Here is a 20,002-nt window from a genome sequence, read left to right as displayed (position 1 = left end):
ACTACTTTCCGAACAAGGCCGAGCTGTTCAGGGCCACCGGTGACGAGATCGAGGCGATCGTCCTGCCGCGCCTGCGGGCGGCCGCCGCCCGGTCCGACGACACCGCCAGCCGTCTCGACGCGGTGCTGGACGAGTCGAAGCGGTTGATGCGCGACTTCCCCCATCTGGCTGCCTTCCTGCAAGCCACCCGGGTGCAGAGCGCGGGACAGTCCGGACGCACCGGCCCGACCTACCCGGGCTCCAAGGCGCTACGCGACGTAGTCACCGAAATCGTCGAGGATGCTCGCCGCCGGGGCACACTATCCTGCGACACCGCACCTGCCGTCGAATCGATCTGTGCTCTCACCCGTGGGCTCTCCGAACAGGCGGCCCGATTGCCGCGCGAGGGCTACGACGCCACGCTGGATTCGGTCAAGCAGATGATCCGGGGCACGCTGTTCGCGCGGACCGGTGGGTGACAGTGAGCCTGCTCACCGCACTGCGGCTGAACATGACCAATGTCGCCGATCCGTCGGCACGCCACGGAGACCGGTATCGGGCCGCGCTGGACATGGCGGAATACGCGGACCGGAACGGATTCACCGCGGTCAGCGCTGAGGAGCACCACCTGTCCGCCACCGGTTGGCTACCCGCACCACTGCTGATGGCCGCCGCTGTGGCGGGACGGACCCGCACGGTGCGCATCAGCGTCAACGCGTTGATCGTGCCGCTCTACGACCCGGTTCGGCTCGCCGAGGACATCGCCGTCCTCGACAACCTTGCGCAGGGCCGGTTCAGCTTTGTGGCCGGAATGGGTTACCGGCCCGAGGAATACCGCGCGGCCGGCAAGGATTGGGCGCGTCGCGGCGCCCTGATGGACCACTGCCTGTCGGTGCTGCTCAAGGCGTGGCGCGACGACCCGTTCGAGTACGACGGCACCCTGATCAACGTCACACCGAAGCCGCATACCCGGCCGCACCCCGTCTTCTTCGTCGGCGGGATGACGCCGGCGGCGGCCCGACGCGCGGCGCGCTTCGGGTTGCCGTTCTCACCACCGATGGCGATGCCGGAGCTGGCCGCGATTTACCAGCAAGAGTTGCGCGACCATGGCGCAACGGGATTCGTCTATCACCCGGAGAACGGCAGCACTGTCACGCTGCTGCACCCCGATCCGGACGAAGCCTGGTCGCGTTACGGGCCGTTCATCATGAACGAGGCGCGCGAGTACAGCGGCTGGAAGCGGCGCGACGTACCGCGCCCCAATGAGGCGCCCGCCGCTTCGATCGAGGAACTCCGTCAACTCAACCACGTCGAAATCCTCACCCCCGAGCAGCTGATCGCGCAGATCCGCGCCGGGCGCCAGGACATCGTGATGAACCCGCTGGTCGGCGGCCTTCCCATCGACGACGGTTGGGCCAGCCTGCGGCTGCTGGTGGAGGAGGTGTTACCCAGGGTGGGATCTCCCAACATACTCACAGCCGAATGACAGCCGAGAGCCAGCATCGAGCATTGCTGTGAAAGGGCGTCTAAGCTGGTCAAGGTCCTATGCCAATGATTTCGCCCCACCGTCGAAAATGTTGTTTTAGGAGGTTGTTCCGTGGGCACCTACTGCGGCATGAATGCACGTAGCCTCGCTCGTATCCTCGCTCCCGCGGCAGTCGCAGCATCGGGTCTGTGCGCTTCCGTGATCTCCGGTTCCCCTGTTCCCACCGCATCCGCCGCCTGTCCGGATGTCGAGGTGGTATTCGCCCGCGGCACCGGCGAGGAGCCCGGTGTCGGCCCGACGGGACAGGCGTTCGTCGACAACCTGCGCCCCCGCCTCGGCGCGCAGTCAATGGATGTGTACCCCGTCAACTACCCGGCCAGTGACGAATGGGCGACCGGCGTCGACGGTGTGCGCGACGCGGGCGCGCACGTCAACTCCATGGCCGCGGCCTGCCCCAAGACCAAGATGGTTCTCGGTGGCTTCTCACAAGGTGCAGCCGTGATGGGCTTCGTGACGTCGGCCGCAGTGCCGGACGGCATCGACCCGGCGACCGTTCCCAAACCGCTGGATCCCGCTGTGGCCGATCACGTTTCCTCGGTCGTCCTGTTCGGCCTGCCGAACGTGCGCGCGATGGAATTCCTCGGCCAGCCGCCGGTGGCGATCGGCCCGCTGTACCAGGCGAAGACGATGAAGGTCTGCGCCACCGACGACCCGGTGTGCTCGGAGGGGCTCAACTTCGCCGCGCACAACACTTACGCCGACGACGGGGCAATGATCGACCAGGGCGCGGCATTCGCGGCCAGTCGCCTCGGCGGGAGCGCACCGGCGCCGGTGCCCTCGGGCTTCGGGGAATGAGCGGCTGCCGCTGATCCCCAATAGCGTGGCGTAACTGCGGTCGGCGTCCTTGGGCGCGAAGCCGTGGTGCAGCAGGAACGACAGGATGCACGCCCGGTGGGCCGGCGCGTCGGTCCACCGGGATGCGCCTGAGCGGCAACGTGCGAGATCGCCGTGGTGGGCGAAATATGCTCAGGGTCAACACCCCTGCCATCGAGGACGATTCGCCATGCTGCTACCCCTGGCCGCGGAGCCGTTTCTGGCTCCCACCGACCGCGACATGCTGCCCTCCGAGCGCCGTGAATTCGTCCGCACCCACCGCACGGCGGTGTTCGGCTACCGGCGCCGCAACGACGGCCCCGCCATGTCGATCGTCTACTACATCCCGACCGACGATGACGAACTGCTGGTGTCCACGATGGCGGGGCGCGGCAAGGCCCGGATCATCGAGCGCGATCGAAAGATCGGGCTGTGCGTACTCGATGAGCGGTGGCCGTTCAGTTACCTGCAGGTCTACGCGGATGCGGTGCTGGACGACGACCGCGACCTGGCGGTGGACGTGATGATGGCGGTGGCGGGCCGGATGTCCGGCCAGCCACTCGGCGAGGAGGCGCGTCCGTCGGTCCTGGCCATGTGCGAGCGCGAACACCGGGTGGTGATTCGCTGCCGTCCTTATTCCACGTTCGCCACACCACCACGGCACCTGCACCGCAACGACGAAGTGGAACAGTTGTCACACTGGGTTTCCGGCGTGGTGCCGTGGGACGCGGCTGACCCGGCCTGAGGTCAACCGGTCGGGTAGCGGTCGCGCAGCTTGGCCAGTGTCGACTCGATGCCGCTGGCGTTGGACTTCACGAAACCCATTCGCTCGTAGTACTTCAGCTTGTTCTTGAGCGAGCCGGCCCTGGAATAGTCGAATGTCTCGGTGACTCGGGTCCGTGTCGGTGACAGCGACTCAAACTCCCAGCGCCAATGGTGACCGAGTGGATGCCGCCATTCGATCACCTCGTCCGGCTTGAATTCGGTCACCGTACTGGTGATGCGATACGGCACCCCGAGCATGCGCATATTGGTCGAGAACTTCGAACCTTCGGCGAGCTGGGACGGCGCCTTGACGTTGTCCCGGACCGTGCCGGAGCCGTCCAGCTCACTGTGGCGCCGCGGATCGGCGGCCATCGCGAACAGTTCGGCCGCCGGTGCGGCGACCTCAACTGACCGGCTCACCCTGTGGGGCCCGGCGTCGACAACGGTGACAGTCATTGGTTACTCCTTTTTCCCTTTTCAGCGTCGCAGCTTTATGACCGCCGCAACAGGTGGGTGGCCGTGCGGCGTTCCGCACCGGAAAACGAGGTAGCGCATGGTACGGTTCGCTGCTGTGGTGTCGTCGCAGGTCAACCGGGGTTGTAGCGTGATTGTGGGCACGCCTGGTTCACGGTGCGCCGGGCGATTGATGGTGGCCGGCGCATGTCCGAGCTGAGCCGACGCCGTTTCCTTGGTTCCCTCGCTGTCTCCACCGTTGCCAGTGTGGGTCTCGCGCGGTGCATGGTCGATCCGCAGCCGCGCACATTCGCTCAAACTCCGGCTGAACTGGCGCCTCCGGCCGGGCCGACCGTGGCGGGGCTGCTGCCACCGCCGCCTCCGTCGGCGCGGGTGCGACTGCCCGGCGGTGGCGTGCTGAGCCAGCTTCCGGGTAACGGCGACCTGCTGGCGCTCACCGTCGACGACGGCACCAACAGCGAGGTGGTGCGGGCTTACACGCAGTTCGCCAAGGACACCGGCATCCGGCTGACGTTCTTCGTCAACGGCACCTACGACTCCTGGACCGACAACCTGGCCATGCTCCGGCCATTGGTTGAATCCGGGCAGATCGAACTCGGCAACCACACCTGGTCGCATCCCGACCTCACCACCTTGCCGAAGGGCGAGATCGCCAAGCAGCTGATGCGCAACGACGAATTCCTCAAGAAAACGTACGGCGTTGCCGCCAAGCCTTATTGGCGGCCGCCCTATGCGAAGCACAACCCCGAGGTGGACTCGGTGGCCGCCGACCTCGGATACAGCCTCCCGGTGCTGTGGTCGGGGTCGCTGTCGGACTCGACGCTGATCACCGAGGAATACATCGTCAAGATGGCCGACCAGTACTTCACGCCGCAGGCCATCGTGATCGGACACCTCAACCATCTGCCGGTCACCCACGTCTATCCGCAGCTCGTCGAGATCATCCGCGACCGGAAGTTGCGTACCGTGACCTTCAACGACGTATTCCTGAAGACCCCGTAGGCGCTCACACCTGACTTAGGCGCTCGTCGAGCACCGCATGGAAGTGGCCTATCGCGCTCTCGTGGCGACCGAATTCGACGAATTCATTTGCCCCCGAATGCAAACCACGCTGCACACCCTCGGACATCTCGTTGTCCTCGATCGCACCACGGGCGACGAGGGTGCCCGCGGCATCGCGGCCGGCACCGGAAACCCACTCGGCAACCTCCGGTTTGACCAGCGAGTAGATCACCACGGTGCTGTGACCGACGTCGACCGGGTCGATCACAACCACCAGCATCAAGTCCGGGAACGTCGCCAGCATCACGTTGGGGAACAGCTGATACAGATACGTGACCCGGGCGTCCGTCGTCCAGCTGCTCTCCGGACGATCGCGCAGGCGTTCGACGTTGCGGTACGGGTAGGTGATTCGGCAATTCGCACCGAACTGCTCCACCACGTTCAGGTCGTCGTACTGCAGCGGGAAGAAGGTGTTCTGGTGGGTCCAGCGGATGTGGTAACCCTCCAGGAACTGCTCGACGAGCACCTTCCAGTTCATTGCCCGCAGCGTCGAATCCACCTGCACCAACTGCCGCGCCGGCACCAGCTTGTCGCGCCAAGCCCTGCCGTCGGTCAGCCACGCCGACGCCGCATCGCCGGTTGACTGCGCGAAGCCGCCCGAGAGTCCTTCGATGACGATGAGCCCGTCCACCTCACGGCTGGGCACCTCGACCAGCCCGCGCGCCGCCATGTCGAGATCGGGAAATGCCTCCCGATGTGGCACATGCGCGAGCGAACCGTCCAGCCGGTAGGTCCAGCCGTGGTACCGGCACACCAGCGCCTTGGCGCATCCAGCGCCCTCGACCAGTGCGAAACCGCGGTGGCGGCAGGCATTGCGGAAGACCCGCGCCCGATGGTCGCGACCCCGTACCGCGAACAGCGGCACACCGAATGCGGTTCGTTCGACGTGGTCGCCTGGATTCGGAATCGCCGCCGAGGGAACGAATACGCTCGGTGTGGCTCGCAACATCCGCATTTCAGCAGCGAATCGTGTTGGATCCAAATAGTTTTCGACGGGCTCGCGCCAGGCGACACCCTCGTCGGTGGTGCCGGCATCGATATGCGCCAAGACCCGGCGGACGATCTCGGCGTCATCTGCAACCAAGCCGGCAACCGAGCCGGCATCCAACGGTTCCGTCGGCGTGGCCATGGCCAAGTATCACACTATAATAGTCACGTGTCAATTATTTAGTGATATGACGGTCCATCAGCGAAGATATGGGGATGGCGGCAGCAACTGCGGCTCGCGTCCGCGAGTTGATCGGTAATCGACCGCTCAGCGCGCGTTCCGTCCTCGCATCAGCACTGCTGGGTTCCGACGAGGGCCGTCTCACCGTGGCGGAGCTGGTCGCAATCGCCTCGCTGTTCGACATCAGCGATGGTGCGGCCCGGACCTGTTTGTGGCGAATGGTTTCCAACGGCGAACTGACTGGCGACGACGGCAGCTACGCCCTTGCCGGCCGGTTGCTCGATCGGCGGCAGCGCGTCGACGAAGCGTCCCGGACCGTAGCTGGTGGCGCATGGGACGGAACGTGGGAACTGGCGGTCGTCGCGCTGGAGCGCCGTTCGGCCGCCGACCGCCTCGAACTACGCAAGGCCGCGACCGCGCTGCATCTGGCCGAGCTGCGAGAAGGCGTTTGGATTCGGCCGGATAACTTTGACCCGCAGCGCCTTCCGGCATATCGCTCAGTGCTGGACCGGCAGTGCACCCATTTCCACCGCGCGGTGACCGCCATCGGTGCGGACAAGATGCGTGCACTGTTCGCTCTCGACGACTGGGCCAGCGACGCCAGGGTACTCATCGAGGCAATGAATGCCGCACTCGACAACAACACCGACGGATCGGCCCACAGCATCGCCGACAAGTTCGCGTTGTCGGTCGCGGCGATCCGGCATCTGCAGCGCGATCCCCAGCTGCCCGCCGAACTCGTCGCGGACCACTGGCCCGGAGATGCCCTGCGGCACACCTACCGTCGCTTCGACGACGCCTTGAAACGGCGGATGAACAATGCCTTCAGTCGGTGAGCGCTGAAATGTTCGGATGCCGCCGCTACCTCGTGCTGGCCCTGCTGCCGCTGCTGACCGCCTGCCCCGGCGGGTCGCACCAGCCGGCCGGCCCTGCCGGCCCTTCGTGGCCGTCGTCGACCACCAGCAAGCAGGCCAGGCACGGTCCGTCCTTCCCCGAATGCGGCGGCGTGACCGACCAAACAATCGCCGAACTCACCGGTGTGGCCGGACTTGTGTTGACCGCCCGCAACCCGCTGGGCTGTCAATGGCTGGTCAACGGCAGCATCGACGGACCCTGGTTTTCGTTCAGCTGGTTTCGCGGCAGCCCGATCGGGCGTGAACGCAAGAACGAGGACCTCAGTCGCTCGTCGGTCAGCGACATCAACGTCGACGGGCACAGTGGTTACATCGCGGTGGCCACCGATCGGCTCGGCACCCGCCTTTGCGACGTCGGCATTCAGTATCAGGACGACTTCTTCGAGTGGTCGATCCAGTTCGTCAGGAAGCCATTCCCCAACCCGTGCGACATCGCCACCGAACTGTCCCGGAGAACGATCGCAGCGGTGAAGTGACGGCAGCGGCAATAGCCGCTGATCCTATTCGCGGTCCTCGAGCATCCCGTCGATCAACCGGTGCAACACCTGTCCGACCTCCTCGCGGGCCCGCCTCTGGTCGTCGGCGGTCGCGATGGCCATGGCCGCCTCGTCGAGCGCGCCGATCAGCACGGTGGCCAGCGGCCGCACCGGCAACTTCCCGAGTTGGCCCGCCTTGATGGCTTCGGTGATCAGCTGTTCGGTCATCCCGAGGCTGTAGCGCTGCGCGACGTCGCGGAAGGCGGCCCAGCCCAGCACGGCCGGCGCGTCCAACAGGATCAACTGCCGCACTTCGGGATCACCGGACACCTCCAACCAGGCGTCGACCGCCGACCGGATCATGTCGGCCGGCGTCACCGCACCGGACGCGGCCACCAGGCCCCCCATCCGGGCCATCACGTCCTGTTCCACCGTCTCCACGACATCGCGGAAAAGCGTTGCCTTGTCGGTGAATTGGTGATACATCGCACCGCGGGTGACGCCGGCCTCTTTCGCGATCTCCGGGGTCCCCACGTCCGCATAGCCGCGCTGCCCGAAAAGTTTGCGCGCAGCCGTTATCAGCGCTTCGCGGGTTGCCGCGGAACGCTCCTCCTGCGTGCGCCTCTTGATTTCCATACAACCTGTTGGTAACTTACGGACAGACAGACTGTTTGTAAGTATATCTCTAGTGGGAGTGATCCATGCCAACGATCGACATTAGCGCCGGAACCATTCATTTCGAAGCAACGGGACCCGAAAACGGCAGGCCCGTCGTGTTCGTGCACGGGTACATGATGGGCGGGCAGTTGTGGCGCCCGGTCAGCGAGCGGCTGGCCGCACGCGGCCTGCGCTGCATCGCCCCCACCTGGCCGCTGGGCGCACATCCGACACCGCTGCGCCGGGGCGCCGACCAAACCATCACCGGCGTGGCCGGCAGCGTGGCCGAGGTACTGGCCGCTCTCGACCTCGAGGACGTCGTCCTGGTCGGCAACGACACCGGTGGGGTGGTGACCCAACTCGTCGCCGCACATCACCCGGACCGCCTCGGAGCGTTGGTGCTCACCAGTTGCGACGCGTTCGAGCATTTCCCGCCGCCCATCCTCAAGCCGGTAATCCTGGCGGCCAAGTCGAAATCGTTGTTCAGGACGGCGATTCAAACGATGCGCGCGCCGGTCGCGCGCCGGCGCGCCTACGAAGGTCTGGCGTACACCGATATCGACGACCTGACCCAGATCTGGGTGCGGCCGGCTTTGTCAGACCCGGATGTGGCCGAAGACCTTCGCCAGCTGTCGCTTTCGCTGCGCACCGAGGTCACCCTGGATGTCGCGCGCCGACTGCCCGGGTTCGACAAGCCCGCGCTGATCGCCTGGTCCGCGGATGACGCGTTCTTCGAACTCGAGGACGGGCGTCGCCTCGCCGCGACCATCCCGAATGCCCGGCTCGAGGTGATCGCCGGCGCTCGGACCTTCTCGATGGTCGACCAACCGGACCGGCTGGCCGATCTTCTGTCGTCGGTCGCCGTGCGCACCTAGCTCTCGCCGGGTCAGTTGCGCCAGGCGCGCTCGGCCACGCGAAGAAAGTTCCCGCCGAGCACCGCCGCGATGTCCTCGGCGCGCCAGCCACGCCGCCCGAGATGCTCCGCGAGCATCAGCAGCGTCTCGGGCGGCATCCACTGGATAGTGCCCCAGCGGGTGTAGCTGTCGTCGAACAGGTGCGGGTTTCGGGTGAATTCCGCGACGAAATCGGCGTAGTCGAAGGAATGGTCGCTGCTGATACCGACATGGTCGATGCCGACCAGGTCCACCGCGTACTCCAGATGCCGAGTCATGGCCTTGAGGGTGGGGGTGTTGGGGCCGAGGAAAATGCCGACACCCGTGATGCCGATGACCCCACCGGTGGCCGCGCATGCCCGTGCCTGCTCATCGCTGATGTTGCGCGGGTGGTCCCAGACCGTCCGCATGCAGGAGTGGCTGTAAATGACTGGGCCGTTGGAAACTTCGCACATGTCGAGTCCGGTCCGGGCGCTGCAGTGCGAACCGTCCGGGACGATGCCCACGTTGTTCATCTCCGCGACGATCGAACGACCCCAGGCCGTCAGACCGCCGTCCTCGCTATCCAGACAGCCGCTGCCGGCACGGTTGGCGTGGTTGTACGTGGGTAACAGAGTCCGCACTCCGAGCTCGGCCAATACTGCCAGGTTGTCCAGGTCGTCGTCGACGGGGTGGGAGTCTTCCAGGTCGAAGACCACCGCGATACGATCCGCGCCCGCAATGGTTTTGACGTCTTCGGCGGTGGCCGCCAGCTCCAGGCTCCGATGAGCATTTACCGCACCGCGGAAGTGGTGCAGCAGCGCCACGGTGTCGTGGAAACCGTGCGGTGAATAGCCGGCATTGACCGAGAGCAATGCGCCGCCGCGCCGTTGATACCGGGCAAGCGGGTCGACTTCGGCATCCGCCTGCAGGGGCAGGCAAGTGTGCTGATCCCAGAGCAGTAGCGCCATAACTACCGATATTGCCCGAACCCCGGTTAGCGTTCTCCACATGTCAGAGGCGACGACGTTGCAAGGCCGGCGAATTCTGGTTACCGGTGGCGCCACCGGCATCGGCGCGGCAGCGGTCGCGGCGCTGACCGAGGCGGGCGCTGAGGTCGTGGCGACGTATCACCAGACACCCCCGCCGGACGGACTCGAAGCGACCTGGCTGCAGTGCGACGTGCGCGACGCCGACGCGGTTGCGTCGATGGTGCAGGCCGCCGCCGAACACCTGGGCGGACTGGATGTGCTGGTGAACGCCGCCGGCCTGTGGCAGCCGGGTATCCCCGGTTACATCGGCGCCGACGAGATCTCGTTCCTGTTGGACACCAATGTGAAAGCGACCATCCTCACCAACCAGGCCGCCTACACCGTGATGAAGGGTAAGGGCGGTCGGATCATCAATTTCGGGTCGTCCGAGGCCGTGATGGGCAGCCCGATCTCGGCCGTCTACGCCGCGACCAAGGGCGCGGTACAAGCCTGGACCCGGTCGGCGGCTCAAGCCTGGGCGTCGGACAAGATCACCGTGAACGCGCTGGCACCGGCCGTGCAGACGCCGGGGGCCGACCGATTGCGGGATTTTCTCGGTCCGGAGGCGGGTCCCCTGATCGACCAGCAACTCAAGACCAGGATTCCGCTCGGCGGTGCACTCGGAGACCCACGGCGAGACCTGGCACCGGTGCTGGTATTCCTGGCCGGGTCCGGCTCGGGATTCATCACCGGCCAGTTGCTGGCCGTGGACGGCGGCCTGATCATGGTGGGGGGCTGACGCTGGGTCAACCGGTCCCGCGGCGGCGGATCTGCCCCTTGGGCCGTTTGACTCGCCGGACCGGGTCTCGCGTTGTGCCCGTGGCGATCTCGTCTCGCAGCTGGGCGATGTTGGAGATTTCTGCATACAGGCCGCGGATGGCGTAGTCGAGTACTGCGAGCGAGTAGCGGTGATCGGGATCGTCGGGGATGCCGAGCTCGCGGGACCGCTGCCTGGACCACAGCGCTTCGTCCAACCGGGCTCGCGTCGCCTCGAGATGCAGATTCAGGGTGTCGACCACGCGTTCGGGGTCCTCACCGCGGGCCAGCCAGGTCCGCAGGATGACGGGATGCTTGATGACCACCTGGTCCTCGCCGGGGAAGTGCTGCACCCAGCGGCGCAGCCCGTCGACGCCCGACTCGGTCGTTTGGTACAGGGTAATCGCCCGCTTGCCGGACTGGGCTTGGATCTCGTTGACCATGCCCCGTTCCAGCAACCGGATCAGTTCGCGCCGCACATGACTCACCGAGGGCGACCAGTAGAAGTGGCCCACCGAGAGTTCGGCGCGCATCTTGATCTCGCCGGCAGTGAGCTGTTCGTCGTTGGCCGCAAGCACACCCAGCACCAGGTAGGCCGTCACCGGCAGGCCGTTCGACGTGCGCCGGGGACTCACGGCGACTTGGTGAAGTAGGGCAGCGTGAGATCGTCTGTCACGGCGTGAAATTGGACACGTACGCGCATGCCGACCGCTACCTCGTCGGGTGGGACGCCAACCACGTTGGTGAGCATCTGGTAACCCTCGTCCAGGGTCACGATCGCCGGCGCGTAGGGAGGTTCGAATTCCGCCGTGACCGGTCGGTAAACAATTGTCCAGCTGTAGATTTCGCCGAACCCGGCACTGGACAGCCACGCCAGCTCGTCAGACAGGCAGTGTCGGCAGTGCTCGGTCGGTGGGAAGTTCGCCGCGCCGCAACCTTGGCAGCGTTGGTATTTCAGCTCTTCGGATCGGCAAGCGTCCCAGAACGCGGCGCTGAGGTGGCTCGCGGCGTGCGGAACGGCACCAGTCTGTGGCCGCAGCAGGTTTCCGGCGTTCACCGCGGCTCGTCTCCGAGGAGCAGGACCGTGGTGAACAGGGCGCCCGCTCCCCCGTTGCTGCACAGGGCCACGTGCGCGTCGGGCACCTGCAGATCGCCGCCCTCGCCGCGCAGTTGCGTGACGGCGCGTACCGCCCGCTGCATCATCTGTGGGTTGGCGCCAGCGTGGCTGAACGACATGGTTCCTCCGTCCGTGGTGATCGGATGACTGCCCCCGATGTCGATGTGGCCGTCGGCGACGAAGGGTCCGCCTTCGCCCTCGCCGCAGAAGCCGAAAGCCTCCAACTGGCGGATTATCTCGAACGAGAACGGGTCGTAGAGTTCCAGCACGTCCACGTCATCGCGGCGCAGGCCCGCGTGCGCGAATGCCCGGTCGGCGGCGCGCCGGCCCACCACACCGTTGACGTGATCACCGCTGCGGCCCACCAGATCCCAGGCGGGCGGGTGCTGATACGACGGCCCATGGAAATCCGCGCCACTGCCCAGGATGTAGATGGGTGTCGCCGAGCTTTGGGTCTTCGCCAGGTTGACCAATACCAGTGCGCAGCCACCTTCTGATGTGGTCGCGCAGTCGAGAAGATGAAACGGGTCGGCGATGAGGCGCGACGCGGTGATGTCGTCCGGCTGGAACGGACCGCGTTGGTAGTAAACGGCTTCCGGGTTGCGGGAGCCGTTGTTGCGGATGGTGGCCGCCACGATCGACAGTTGTTCCCTCGTGGTGCCGTAGACGTGCATGTGCCGCCGGGCGATCAGCGCGAACTCGGCGGTGGTGAACATGCCCCACGGTGCGACGAATTCGTTCTCCGGTCTGGTCCACGGTGCGGTGGCTTCGTGGTCGCGGTACTCGCCGGCCTGCGCTGCGACCAGCACCACCACATCGGCCATGCCGTGTTCGATCGCCGTAGCGGCCTCGGTGATCATGCCGACTCCGAAACCCAGTCCCTGCCAGGCCGGCCCGATGCGCAGGTCGTAGATCAGCGCCGTGGACATCGGGCCGGCGCTGATCCCGTCGACGTCGTCAAGGGTCAGGCCCGCGTCGTCGAGGGCGCCGCGAATGGCCTGAATCGCCAGGCTGCGCGAGGTCTCGCCGTCCAGCCGGCGACCTTGCCGGGTGTTGTACACACCGACGATCGCCGCGGTGGGCTTGGTTGTGCCGCTCACTTCGCTCCTGTGCCTTCAGTTTTCGTCCGCCACGACACCGAGGTAGGTGCCTACGACGGCATAGTCACGGCCGTCCCGGACAACCCGCCCGATCAGCCGCGACCGGCCGTCGGCGGATGGCGCTCCCGCCTTGACGACGTCGATCCGCACATCTACCGGCCGCGCGGTCTGCGGGTCGGTGATCTCGACGAGCATTGCGACGGCTTGTTCGTCCTCGTCCCATTCGACACCGGTGATGCGGTGCCGCGCGGTCAGTTCCAGCACCACCGAATCCTGACGCAGCAGAAAGCGCACGGGGGCGCACAGTTCTCCCGGGCGGGGCGGCACGCACAGCGTGACTGCCATGTCACAGTCCCGCCGGCCGCGATGCGGTGACGCCCGAGGCCGTCAACGCGGCCAGTTGCGCTGCGCTGTAACCCAACAGGCCGGTCAGGACCTCGCCGGTGTGTTGGCTGTACAGGGGCGCGACCCGGCGGATCCAGCGCCGTGGTTTCCCGACAAACGCAAAGGGCATGCCGGTACACAAAAACGAACCCGCGGCCGGGTGATCGACCCGTTCCCAGAAGCCCCGGGACAGCAGTTGTGGGTCGGTGAGCAGGTCGGCCGGTGGCTTCACCGGCGCGGCGGCCACGCCACAGGCGCGCAGCGCGTCGACGGCGTCGGCCACGCCGAGGCGCGCGGCCCAGTCCGCGATGAGCTTGTCGCGTTCGTCGGCCCGATCTCGCCAGGTGGCCTCGTCGGGGTCCAGATCCGGCCGGCCGATCAGTTCGGCCAGCGCACGACGTCCGGCGTCGTCCGTGGCTGCCAGGGCAACCCACCGGTCCTCGCCCTGGCACGGGTAGATGCCCTGCGGCGCCGCTCCGGGTCCACGATTCCCGTTGCGGCGCAATTCGATCCCGTTGCGGGAGTACTCCACCAGCATCTCCGCGGCGACGTTGAGGGCGGCTTCCGCCATCGTCGACTCGACATGTACACCGATGTCGTTCCGATCGCGGATGACCAGCGCCGCAACGGCGGCGAAGGCGGCGTGCAGTCCGGCGATCGGGTCGCACACCCCGCGCGGGATCAGGGGCGGCCCGTCGGCATGTCCGGTCATCCAGGCCATTCCGGTGGCCTGCTCCATCGTTTGCGCGAACCCCACCCGGTCCCGCCACGGCCCGTCGAGCCCGAACGCCGGCATCCGGACCATGACCGCGCGCGGATTCGCCGCGTGCACCGTCGCCCACTCCAAACCGAAATTCTCCATCACCCGCGGCGAGAAGTTCTCGATGACGAGATCGCTTGCCGCAATGAGATCGAGCGCCACGGCACGGCCGGCTTCGGTGCCCAGTTCCACACTGGTCCCGCGCTTGTTGTTGTTGCTGCACAGGAACACCGGACCCCATTCCCACCACTGCTCCCAGCTGGGCGGGCGGGCCGCGGAGAACCGCATGCCGTCGGGGCGGCGCACTCCCTCGACCTTGATGACGTCGGCGCCGAGCGCACCGAGGAACTGGGTGGCGAAGGGCCCGGCCCAGAACGCGGTGAAATCGGCTACGCGGATGTCGGACAACGGAAGTGCATCGGCGGCAACGGGGTTGGCGTGGTCGGGTCGCGGGGGCCACCGCACGGTGTCGGCACCAAGATCGGGCGCGCGCCCGGGGGGTTTGGTCGCGACCGCCTCGCCACGGTAGGGCGGTCGCGGTTGCAGAACGCCGAGCGGTGATTCGACGAACACGCCGCGTTGCACAAAGTGGTCGACGGCGGGCAAGGTAGAGGGAGTGGCAATGGGCGCCACCGGAATTCGGAAGGCGACCGCCAGATCAACGATCTCCTGAGTGGTGCGCCGCTGCGTCCAGTCGGTGACCATACCGAGGAACTCGTCGCGGCGGGCGATGCGACCGTCGACAGCTGCCAAGTCCGGGTCGTCGATCAGGTCGGGCCGCTCGATCAGCCCCAGGAAGTCCTGGAACTGTTGAGCGGTGATGGTGCAGAAGCCGACCAACCCGTCGGCCGTCGGAACGATCGACGGCAGTTCCAGGCTGCGGGAGTTCATCAGGGAGTCGGGGCCCATCACGCTGGCCGACATGGCGGGCAGCCCACCCATGGCGATCGCCATCGCCTCATACGTTGACACGTCGACGATTTCGCCCCGCCCACGTCGCCGGGCCTGCCGCGCCGTCGCCGCCGCGGCGGCCGCCGCGAAAGTGCCGGCCAGCCACTCGCCGAGTCGGCCGCCCGCTTGGACGGGCTCGTCGCCCGGCCAGCCGCGGCTGGCGATCGAACCGGACAGAGCCTGCAGGATGAACTCGTTGGCGACCACCTGATCGTCGACGTATGGTCCCGTCGTCCCGAACGGCGTCACGGCGACCACCACGGTCGTGGGACGGGTATGGGCCGTGATGCGGTCCAGCGTCCACCCGTCGGTCAGGTCGGTGAGCACCACGTCGGCACCGGCAAGCAGCGCCGCGGCCAGTTCTTTGCGCGGGCCGACCACCGACTTCTTGCCGGCGGCAAGGTAACCGAACAGCGCACCGGGCGGCCCGCCACCAGCCGACCAGTGGCGCAGTGAATCGCCGTGTGCTGATTCGAGTTTGACGACTTCAGCCCCCGCGTCGGTGAACATCTTCCCCGCGTATGCCGCCGCGATTCCGTTGGACAGTTCGAGCACCCGCCAGCCGTCGAAAGCCGTCGTTGGCGCCACGCTCGGATGCCCGTTCAATTGCCCAGGGTGGTCGCACGTCGGGCTATCCCGGCCGCCTCCACCGTCACCGGCTTGGCGCCCTGCGCCTGCAGGGCGAACTGAGTCATCCGGGTCCAGGCGTCCCGGTCGCGCTGGCTGGCCTGGTGGCCGACGTGCGTCACCACGTCCACATCGGTGGCCTGGCTACGCAGCCGGCCGGCTCGGGCCTGCTCCTTCGGGATGTGCCGGAACGGGTCGAAAGAATATGCCGCCATCGCGTTTTCGTGGGTGATCTTGTCGATCACGGTGTCATCCAGATGGCCCATCGTCTCGACCACATCTTCCGGCGCGAACGGCCAGTTGCTGTCGGAATGCGGGAAGTCGGACTCCCAGCACAGCATGTCCTCGTTGAACCAGTCCATGTTCTGCACGCCGACCTTGTCGCTGATGAAGCAGGTGTAGAAGTGCCGCCGGAACACGTCGGCGGGGCCGCGGTAACCCCGCGGGAACTTGGCCAGGGTCCAGCCCGAATGCCAGTTGTAGACATGCTCGGCCCGCCACAGGAAGTACGGCATCCAGCCGACGTCACCCTCGGTGAGTGAGAATTTCAGCGCCGGGAAGTCGGCCCAGAATTCCGCCCAGATGAGTTCGGTGAAGGTGAACATGCTCATCATCGATGAGGCGGTCATCATCACGCTGGCCGGTGCGTCCATGGACACCATCGGCGAACGCGAGGCCGAGCCGACGTGGGTGCACAACACCGTGTTGTTGTCACACACGGCCTCGAACAGGGGGTACCAGTACTTGGTGTGAATGCTGGGCATCTGCAATGCTTCCGGATTCTCCGAGAACGTCACCGCGTGACAGCCCTTGTCCGCCAGTCGTTTCACCTCTTTGGCCGCTTCTTCCACGTCGTACAGCGGCAGGATGCCGCACGGGATGAACCGTCCCGGATAGGCGGCACACCACTCGTCGACGTGCCAGTCGTTGTACGCCTTGATCATCACCAGGTTGACGTCCCGGTCCGGGCCCTGGTTGAGCACCTGGCCGGAGAATCCGGTGAAGTTCGGAAAGTTCAAACCGGCCAACTGCCCACCGGCGTTCATGTCGCGCACCCGCTCGTCGACGTTGAAGCAGCCCGGGCGCATCTCGTCGTAGCGCGAGGCGTCGACGTTGTACATCTCCCGGGGTTTGCCCGCGACTGCGTTGAGGCCCATGTTCCGACCGCGGACCTCGCCGTAGTACCACTGCTGGATGCCGTCCGGCTCGATGACCACCCGTGGGGCGAGGTGCTTGTACTTCGCGGGCACGTGCGCCTCGAACATGTCCGCCGGTTCGGCGATGTGGTCGTCGACGCTGATCAGGATCAGATTGTCTTTGTCCATCGCCTGCACCCCTTTTCCGATGACTAGTAGACAATGGCTTGGATTGCGGTGTCAACGGTATTACGAGGTAGAACGCATGTTTTCAATGCGACGGATGGCCCTGTATTAAAGACTATTAGTCAATTGCTGCGAGGACCCAGCGAGACCCGGGGATGGGGTATTGCGCGCTGCGACGCGACGGCGCGTGCCACCATGAGGCATCACGGCGCCCGGAAGGTGACGAGTTGAGCGGGGACAAAGGTGTGCGGCCCACCACCGCCGATGTTGCTCGCCTGGCGGACGTCTCGACAGCCACCGTCAGCTATGTGCTCAACAACGCCGAAGGCCGTCGGATCTCCGCGCAGACCCGGGATGCCGTCAACCGCGCCGCGAAATTGCTCGGCTACCGCCCGAACATGGCGGCCCGCAATCTCGCTCGCGGCAAGAGCGGCGTCGTTCTTTTCGTAGTGCCGCACATCGCGGTGGGTGACATGCCGATCCAGGCCGGCTCCCGGATGACCACGGAACTGGCGCGACTGGGTTTGTTGCAAGTGCAGATCTTCGAGACCGAGGACAACCATCACGTCGTCGACGCGATCGAAAATCTCGACCCGGTGGCGGTGACCAGTCTCTTTCCGCTGAGCGAAGCCGCTGCGCGCGCGGTGAAAGCAGCGGACATCCCCTATGTCGAGATCGGGACACTGCCCTCCCTCGGCGACCCGCACCTCGCCGTAGGCGAAATGCGGGTGGCGCACCTCGTGTCGCGCGGGCATCGGCAGATCGCCTTTGCCTATGGCGGCAGCCCCAAGTGGCGTGCGCTGGGTGACTACTGGCTCGACGGGGTCTCCCGTGCTGTCGAATCACGCGGCCTGCCACTGGTATGTGTGGCCGAGATCGCGGTGGACAACGCCGCCGACGTGGTCCGGGGCTGGGTCCGCGACGGCGTCACCGCGGTGTGCGCGCAGAGTGACGACATCGCCTGCGTCGTCCTGTACGGCATCCATGCCGCGCGACTGCAGTGCCCCGGGGACTTGGCGGTGATCGGTGTCGACGCCAGCCCCATGGGTGTGGTCAGCACGCCGCCACTGACCTCGGTTGAATTCAATCCCCGCGCGCTGGCCGACGCGGCGATCGCCGAGCTGTACGAGAAGCTGGGGTATCCGTCCCCGCCATCGCCCGACATCACCGATATCGCTCGGGTCGTGGTGCGCTCGTCGACGTGACACCGCGCGATCGGGGCGCTGGACATTGGTTGGTTAAGCGCATAACCTCGCCATGACGAGGTAGCTACTCAAGGAGGAGTACGAATGGCGGTCCAGGCTGTTTTGGACGAGATCCGCGAACGACCCGGTACCGGTGAAACGATTGCGGTAGTCGATCCCGCCACCGAAGAGCAGGTCACCGAGTTCAAGGACTGTGGTCCCGAAGCCGTCGAGGACGCCGTCAAGCGCGCGCGGGAATCCTTCGAGTCAGGCGTATGGCGGGACAAGCCGCCAAGTGAGCGGGCCAAAATCCTGTGGCGGGTCGGCGAGTTGATCGATCAGAACGCCGAACTGCTCGCCGAGCTCGAGTCGCTGAACGCCGGCATGACCCCGCTGCAGGCCCAGGGCACCGTGACGGTGGGTTCGGAGTTCTTCCGCTACTACGCCGGCTGGTGCACGAAGATCGAAGGCATCGCGGCCGACGTCCACACCGGCGGCCTCACCGGCATCGACTCGCACCAGCACGCCTACACCCTCAAAGAGCCGTACGGCGTTGTGGGCCTGATCTTTCCGTGGAACGGGCCGGTCTTCAACTTCTGCGCCAAGCTTGCGCCGTCCCTGGCGGCGGGCTGCAGCAGCGTGGTCAAGCCCGCCGAGGAGACTCCGTTGTCGGCCCTGGTGCTGGACAACATCCTGCACGAGGCGGGCGTGCCCGAGGGGGTGGCGAACCTGTTGCTGGGCTACGGCCACACCGCCGGTGCGGCCATCACCGCGCACCCCGACGTCGAGAAGGTCGCCTTCACCGGATCCACCGAGGTCGGCCGCGCGATCGTCCATGCCGCGGGTGACAGCAACCTGAAGAAGGTCACCCTGGAACTGGGCGGCAAGTCGCCGGTGGTGGTGTTCGACGACGCCGATCTGTCCAAGGCCGTCCCGATGGCGGCGTTCGGCACCTTCATCCACTCCGGTCAGGCGTGTGTGTGCGGCTCGCGAATCTTTGTGCAGCGCGGCATCTTCGACCAGTTCGTCGAGCAGTTGGCCAAGGTTGCCGACGCCCTGCCGCAGGGCGGGCCCAAGGACGAGGGCAGCCTGATCGGCCCGCTGATCAGCCAAAAGCAGCTGACCCGGGTGCTCGGCTACCTCGACCAAGGTCGCTCCGACGGCGTCGAGGTGGTCACCGGCGGGAATCGCGTGGACCGCAAGGGCTACTTCATCCGCCCCACCGTGCTCACCAACGTCGCCACCACCAGCCGGTTGTTCCAGGAGGAGATCTTCGGCCCGGTGGTCGCGGTGATACCGTTCGACGACGAGGACGAGGCGGTGGCGCTGGCCAACGACAGCACCTACGGGCTGGCTGCGACCGCCTGGACCAATGACCTGGGCCGTGCGCACCGAATCGCCAAGCGGCTCAAGGCCGGAACGGTGGGGTTGAACTGTCAGATGCAGTTCGACCACTCCATGCCGTTCGGCGGGTACAAGCAGTCCGGCTGGGGGTACGAGTCCGGCAAGGCCGGCCTCGACACCTACCTGCAGACCAAGATCGTCTGGGCGCAAATGTAACGTTCCCTTGCGCGAGCAGACGCTGAAGCCCCTTTTTCGTAACCGAAAAAGGGGCTTCAGCGTCTGCTCACCACCCCTAGGCGGGCTCGTAGCGCAGCATTGTGACGTCGTGGTCGGGGTAGTCGAAGAACACCGGTCGCACCCGCATCCCCACACTCAGCCCGCCCGGCTCGACATTCACCATCTCGGTGGAAAACCTTGGCCCCTCGTCCCATTCGACAATCGCCAGCAGTTGCGGCACCGCGTCGGCGAAATGGGGGCTGACCGGTCGGCGCGCCACGGTGTAGGAGTACAGCGTCCCCATGCCGGAGATCTCGCGCCATTCCAGGTCATCGGCCAGCGTCCGCGGTGCCCGCACCCGTGGGTAGAAGACGTATGTCTGCGACGACGGTGAGTACTGGATGACGATGCGGTGCTCGGCCAGCGCGTCCCAGAACGGCTCGGTGGTGGGCGTCTTGACGGGAATGGGCCGGTCGAAGTTCAT

Annotated in this window: 22 protein-coding genes; 11 read left to right on the top strand and 11 right to left on the bottom strand. The window is 66.2% G+C overall.

Annotation, left to right across the window (positions count from 1 at the left end; all coding sequences use genetic code 11):
* From A9X01_RS31495 to A9X01_RS20740, 4 genes are all read left to right on the top strand, one after another.
* The coding region (locus tag A9X01_RS31495; RefSeq protein WP_253849252.1) for a TetR/AcrR family transcriptional regulator at positions 1-458 on the top strand (458 nt) is incomplete at its 5' end.
* Between the two features lie 2 nt (positions 459-460).
* On the top strand, positions 461-1,465 hold the full coding sequence (locus tag A9X01_RS20750; RefSeq protein WP_065122548.1) for an LLM class flavin-dependent oxidoreductase: 1,005 nt from the start codon (positions 461-463) through the stop codon (positions 1,463-1,465).
* Positions 1,466-1,594: 129 nt separating this feature from the next.
* Entirely contained in the window at positions 1,595-2,320 is a 726-nt protein-coding gene (locus A9X01_RS20745) for a cutinase family protein (protein WP_065122557.1), read from the top strand.
* A gap of 208 nt (positions 2,321-2,528) precedes the next feature.
* The gene (locus A9X01_RS20740) at positions 2,529-3,083 is read left to right on the top strand and encodes a pyridoxamine 5'-phosphate oxidase family protein (RefSeq protein ID WP_065122547.1); all 555 of its coding nucleotides are present in this window, start codon (positions 2,529-2,531) and stop codon (positions 3,081-3,083) included.
* A 2-nt stretch (positions 3,084-3,085) separates the two neighbouring features.
* On the opposite strand, the gene A9X01_RS20735 is transcribed toward A9X01_RS20740, so the two are convergent.
* Positions 3,086-3,559 (bottom strand): SRPBCC family protein, encoded by a 474-nt coding sequence (locus A9X01_RS20735; protein WP_065122546.1) that lies wholly within the window; start codon positions 3,557-3,559, stop codon positions 3,086-3,088.
* A gap of 213 nt (positions 3,560-3,772) precedes the next feature.
* On the opposite strand from A9X01_RS20735, the gene A9X01_RS20730 reads away from it, so the two are divergent.
* Complete coding sequence (locus tag A9X01_RS20730) at positions 3,773-4,579, top strand: polysaccharide deacetylase family protein (protein ID WP_065122556.1); 807 nt, start codon at positions 3,773-3,775, stop codon at positions 4,577-4,579.
* 4 nt (positions 4,580-4,583) lie between these two features.
* Here A9X01_RS20730 and A9X01_RS20725 read toward each other — a convergent pair whose 3' ends face one another.
* The gene (locus A9X01_RS20725) at positions 4,584-5,768 is read right to left on the bottom strand and encodes an aromatic ring-hydroxylating oxygenase subunit alpha (RefSeq protein WP_065122545.1); all 1,185 of its coding nucleotides are present in this window, start codon (positions 5,766-5,768) and stop codon (positions 4,584-4,586) included.
* 74 nt (positions 5,769-5,842) lie between these two features.
* On the opposite strand from A9X01_RS20725, the gene A9X01_RS20720 reads away from it, so the two are divergent.
* Together A9X01_RS20720 and A9X01_RS20715 are read left to right on the top strand one after the other, a co-directional pair.
* On the top strand, positions 5,843-6,643 hold the full coding sequence (locus A9X01_RS20720) for a PaaX family transcriptional regulator C-terminal domain-containing protein (protein ID WP_065122555.1): 801 nt from the start codon (positions 5,843-5,845) through the stop codon (positions 6,641-6,643).
* An 8-nt stretch (positions 6,644-6,651) separates the two neighbouring features.
* The gene (locus A9X01_RS20715) at positions 6,652-7,197 is read left to right on the top strand and encodes a DUF3558 domain-containing protein (RefSeq protein WP_065122544.1); all 546 of its coding nucleotides are present in this window, start codon (positions 6,652-6,654) and stop codon (positions 7,195-7,197) included.
* A gap of 24 nt (positions 7,198-7,221) precedes the next feature.
* On the opposite strand, the gene A9X01_RS20710 is transcribed toward A9X01_RS20715, so the two are convergent.
* Complete coding sequence (locus A9X01_RS20710) at positions 7,222-7,833, bottom strand: TetR/AcrR family transcriptional regulator (RefSeq protein ID WP_065122543.1); 612 nt, start codon at positions 7,831-7,833, stop codon at positions 7,222-7,224.
* A gap of 65 nt (positions 7,834-7,898) precedes the next feature.
* Here A9X01_RS20710 and A9X01_RS20705 point away from each other — a divergent pair, with 65 nt between their 5' ends.
* The gene (locus tag A9X01_RS20705; RefSeq protein WP_065122542.1) at positions 7,899-8,729 is read left to right on the top strand and encodes an alpha/beta fold hydrolase; all 831 of its coding nucleotides are present in this window, start codon (positions 7,899-7,901) and stop codon (positions 8,727-8,729) included.
* 11 nt (positions 8,730-8,740) lie between these two features.
* Here A9X01_RS20705 and A9X01_RS20700 read toward each other — a convergent pair whose 3' ends face one another.
* A complete protein-coding gene (locus A9X01_RS20700; protein WP_065122541.1) occupies positions 8,741-9,697 on the bottom strand; it encodes a dipeptidase in 957 nt (318 codons plus the stop codon).
* 40 nt (positions 9,698-9,737) lie between these two features.
* On the opposite strand from A9X01_RS20700, the gene A9X01_RS20695 reads away from it, so the two are divergent.
* Entirely contained in the window at positions 9,738-10,496 is a 759-nt protein-coding gene (locus A9X01_RS20695) for an SDR family NAD(P)-dependent oxidoreductase (RefSeq protein ID WP_065122540.1), read from the top strand.
* A 7-nt stretch (positions 10,497-10,503) separates the two neighbouring features.
* Here A9X01_RS20695 and A9X01_RS20690 read toward each other — a convergent pair whose 3' ends face one another.
* From A9X01_RS20690 to A9X01_RS20665, 6 genes are read right to left on the bottom strand one after another with little or no spacing between them, the layout of a single operon-like run.
* A complete protein-coding gene (locus tag A9X01_RS20690) occupies positions 10,504-11,148 on the bottom strand; it encodes a hypothetical protein (protein WP_065122539.1) in 645 nt (214 codons plus the stop codon).
* Positions 11,145-11,570, bottom strand: coding sequence for a Zn-ribbon domain-containing OB-fold protein (locus A9X01_RS20685; RefSeq protein WP_081282511.1), 426 nt, complete (start codon positions 11,568-11,570; stop codon positions 11,145-11,147). Before A9X01_RS20685 ends, A9X01_RS20690 begins: the two co-directional genes overlap by 4 nt.
* Entirely contained in the window at positions 11,567-12,730 is a 1,164-nt protein-coding gene (locus tag A9X01_RS20680; protein WP_065122538.1) for a thiolase family protein, read from the bottom strand. The genes A9X01_RS20685 and A9X01_RS20680 overlap by 4 nt, the downstream gene beginning before the upstream one ends.
* 15 nt (positions 12,731-12,745) lie before the next feature.
* Positions 12,746-13,075, bottom strand: a complete 330-nt coding sequence (locus A9X01_RS20675) for a hypothetical protein (RefSeq protein WP_065122537.1) — start codon at positions 13,073-13,075, stop codon at positions 12,746-12,748.
* Between the two features lies 1 nt (position 13,076).
* Positions 13,077-15,431, bottom strand: coding sequence for a CaiB/BaiF CoA-transferase family protein (locus A9X01_RS20670; protein ID WP_253849249.1), 2,355 nt, complete (start codon positions 15,429-15,431; stop codon positions 13,077-13,079).
* Positions 15,428-16,777 (bottom strand): amidohydrolase family protein, encoded by a 1,350-nt coding sequence (locus tag A9X01_RS20665; RefSeq protein ID WP_065122535.1) that lies wholly within the window; start codon positions 16,775-16,777, stop codon positions 15,428-15,430. The genes A9X01_RS20670 and A9X01_RS20665 overlap by 4 nt, the downstream gene beginning before the upstream one ends.
* A 224-nt stretch (positions 16,778-17,001) precedes the next feature.
* Here A9X01_RS20665 and A9X01_RS20660 point away from each other — a divergent pair, with 224 nt between their 5' ends.
* Both A9X01_RS20660 and A9X01_RS20655 read left to right on the top strand, forming a co-directional pair.
* Complete coding sequence (locus A9X01_RS20660; RefSeq protein WP_065122553.1) at positions 17,002-17,979, top strand: LacI family DNA-binding transcriptional regulator; 978 nt, start codon at positions 17,002-17,004, stop codon at positions 17,977-17,979.
* 84 nt (positions 17,980-18,063) lie between these two features.
* A complete protein-coding gene (locus A9X01_RS20655) occupies positions 18,064-19,518 on the top strand; it encodes an aldehyde dehydrogenase family protein (protein WP_065122534.1) in 1,455 nt (484 codons plus the stop codon).
* 76 nt (positions 19,519-19,594) lie between these two features.
* On the opposite strand, the gene A9X01_RS20650 is transcribed toward A9X01_RS20655, so the two are convergent.
* On the bottom strand, positions 19,595-20,002 hold the full coding sequence (locus tag A9X01_RS20650; RefSeq protein WP_065122533.1) for a Zn-ribbon domain-containing OB-fold protein: 408 nt from the start codon (positions 20,000-20,002) through the stop codon (positions 19,595-19,597).

Source organism: Mycobacterium asiaticum (genome assembly GCF_001668675.1).
GTDB classification, from domain to species: domain Bacteria; phylum Actinomycetota; class Actinomycetes; order Mycobacteriales; family Mycobacteriaceae; genus Mycobacterium; species Mycobacterium asiaticum_D.
Note: the sequence above shows the minus strand (reverse complement) of the source record. Positions and strands in the feature narration are given on the sequence as shown.

Coding starts and splice junctions, on each gene's coding strand:
- A9X01_RS20710 (WP_065122543.1), bottom strand. CDS start 7,833: ATGGAAATCAAGAGGCGCACGCAGGAGGAGCGTTCCGCGGCAACCCGC.
- A9X01_RS20675 (WP_065122537.1), bottom strand. CDS start 13,075: ATGGCAGTCACGCTGTGCGTGCCGCCCCGCCCGGGAGAACTGTGCGCC.
- A9X01_RS20735 (WP_065122546.1), bottom strand. CDS start 3,559: ATGACTGTCACCGTTGTCGACGCCGGGCCCCACAGGGTGAGCCGGTCA.
- A9X01_RS20655 (WP_065122534.1), top strand. CDS start 18,064: ATGGCGGTCCAGGCTGTTTTGGACGAGATCCGCGAACGACCCGGTACC.
- A9X01_RS20700 (WP_065122541.1), bottom strand. CDS start 9,697: ATGGCGCTACTGCTCTGGGATCAGCACACTTGCCTGCCCCTGCAGGCG.
- A9X01_RS20715 (WP_065122544.1), top strand. CDS start 6,652: ATGTTCGGATGCCGCCGCTACCTCGTGCTGGCCCTGCTGCCGCTGCTG.
- A9X01_RS20705 (WP_065122542.1), top strand. CDS start 7,899: ATGCCAACGATCGACATTAGCGCCGGAACCATTCATTTCGAAGCAACG.
- A9X01_RS20695 (WP_065122540.1), top strand. CDS start 9,738: ATGTCAGAGGCGACGACGTTGCAAGGCCGGCGAATTCTGGTTACCGGT.
- A9X01_RS20650 (WP_065122533.1), bottom strand. CDS start 20,002: ATGAACTTCGACCGGCCCATTCCCGTCAAGACGCCCACCACCGAGCCG.
- A9X01_RS20725 (WP_065122545.1), bottom strand. CDS start 5,768: ATGGCCACGCCGACGGAACCGTTGGATGCCGGCTCGGTTGCCGGCTTG.
- A9X01_RS20720 (WP_065122555.1), top strand. CDS start 5,843: ATGGCGGCAGCAACTGCGGCTCGCGTCCGCGAGTTGATCGGTAATCGA.
- A9X01_RS20740 (WP_065122547.1), top strand. CDS start 2,529: ATGCTGCTACCCCTGGCCGCGGAGCCGTTTCTGGCTCCCACCGACCGC.
- A9X01_RS20745 (WP_065122557.1), top strand. CDS start 1,595: ATGAATGCACGTAGCCTCGCTCGTATCCTCGCTCCCGCGGCAGTCGCA.
- A9X01_RS20665 (WP_065122535.1), bottom strand. CDS start 16,777: ATGGACAAAGACAATCTGATCCTGATCAGCGTCGACGACCACATCGCC.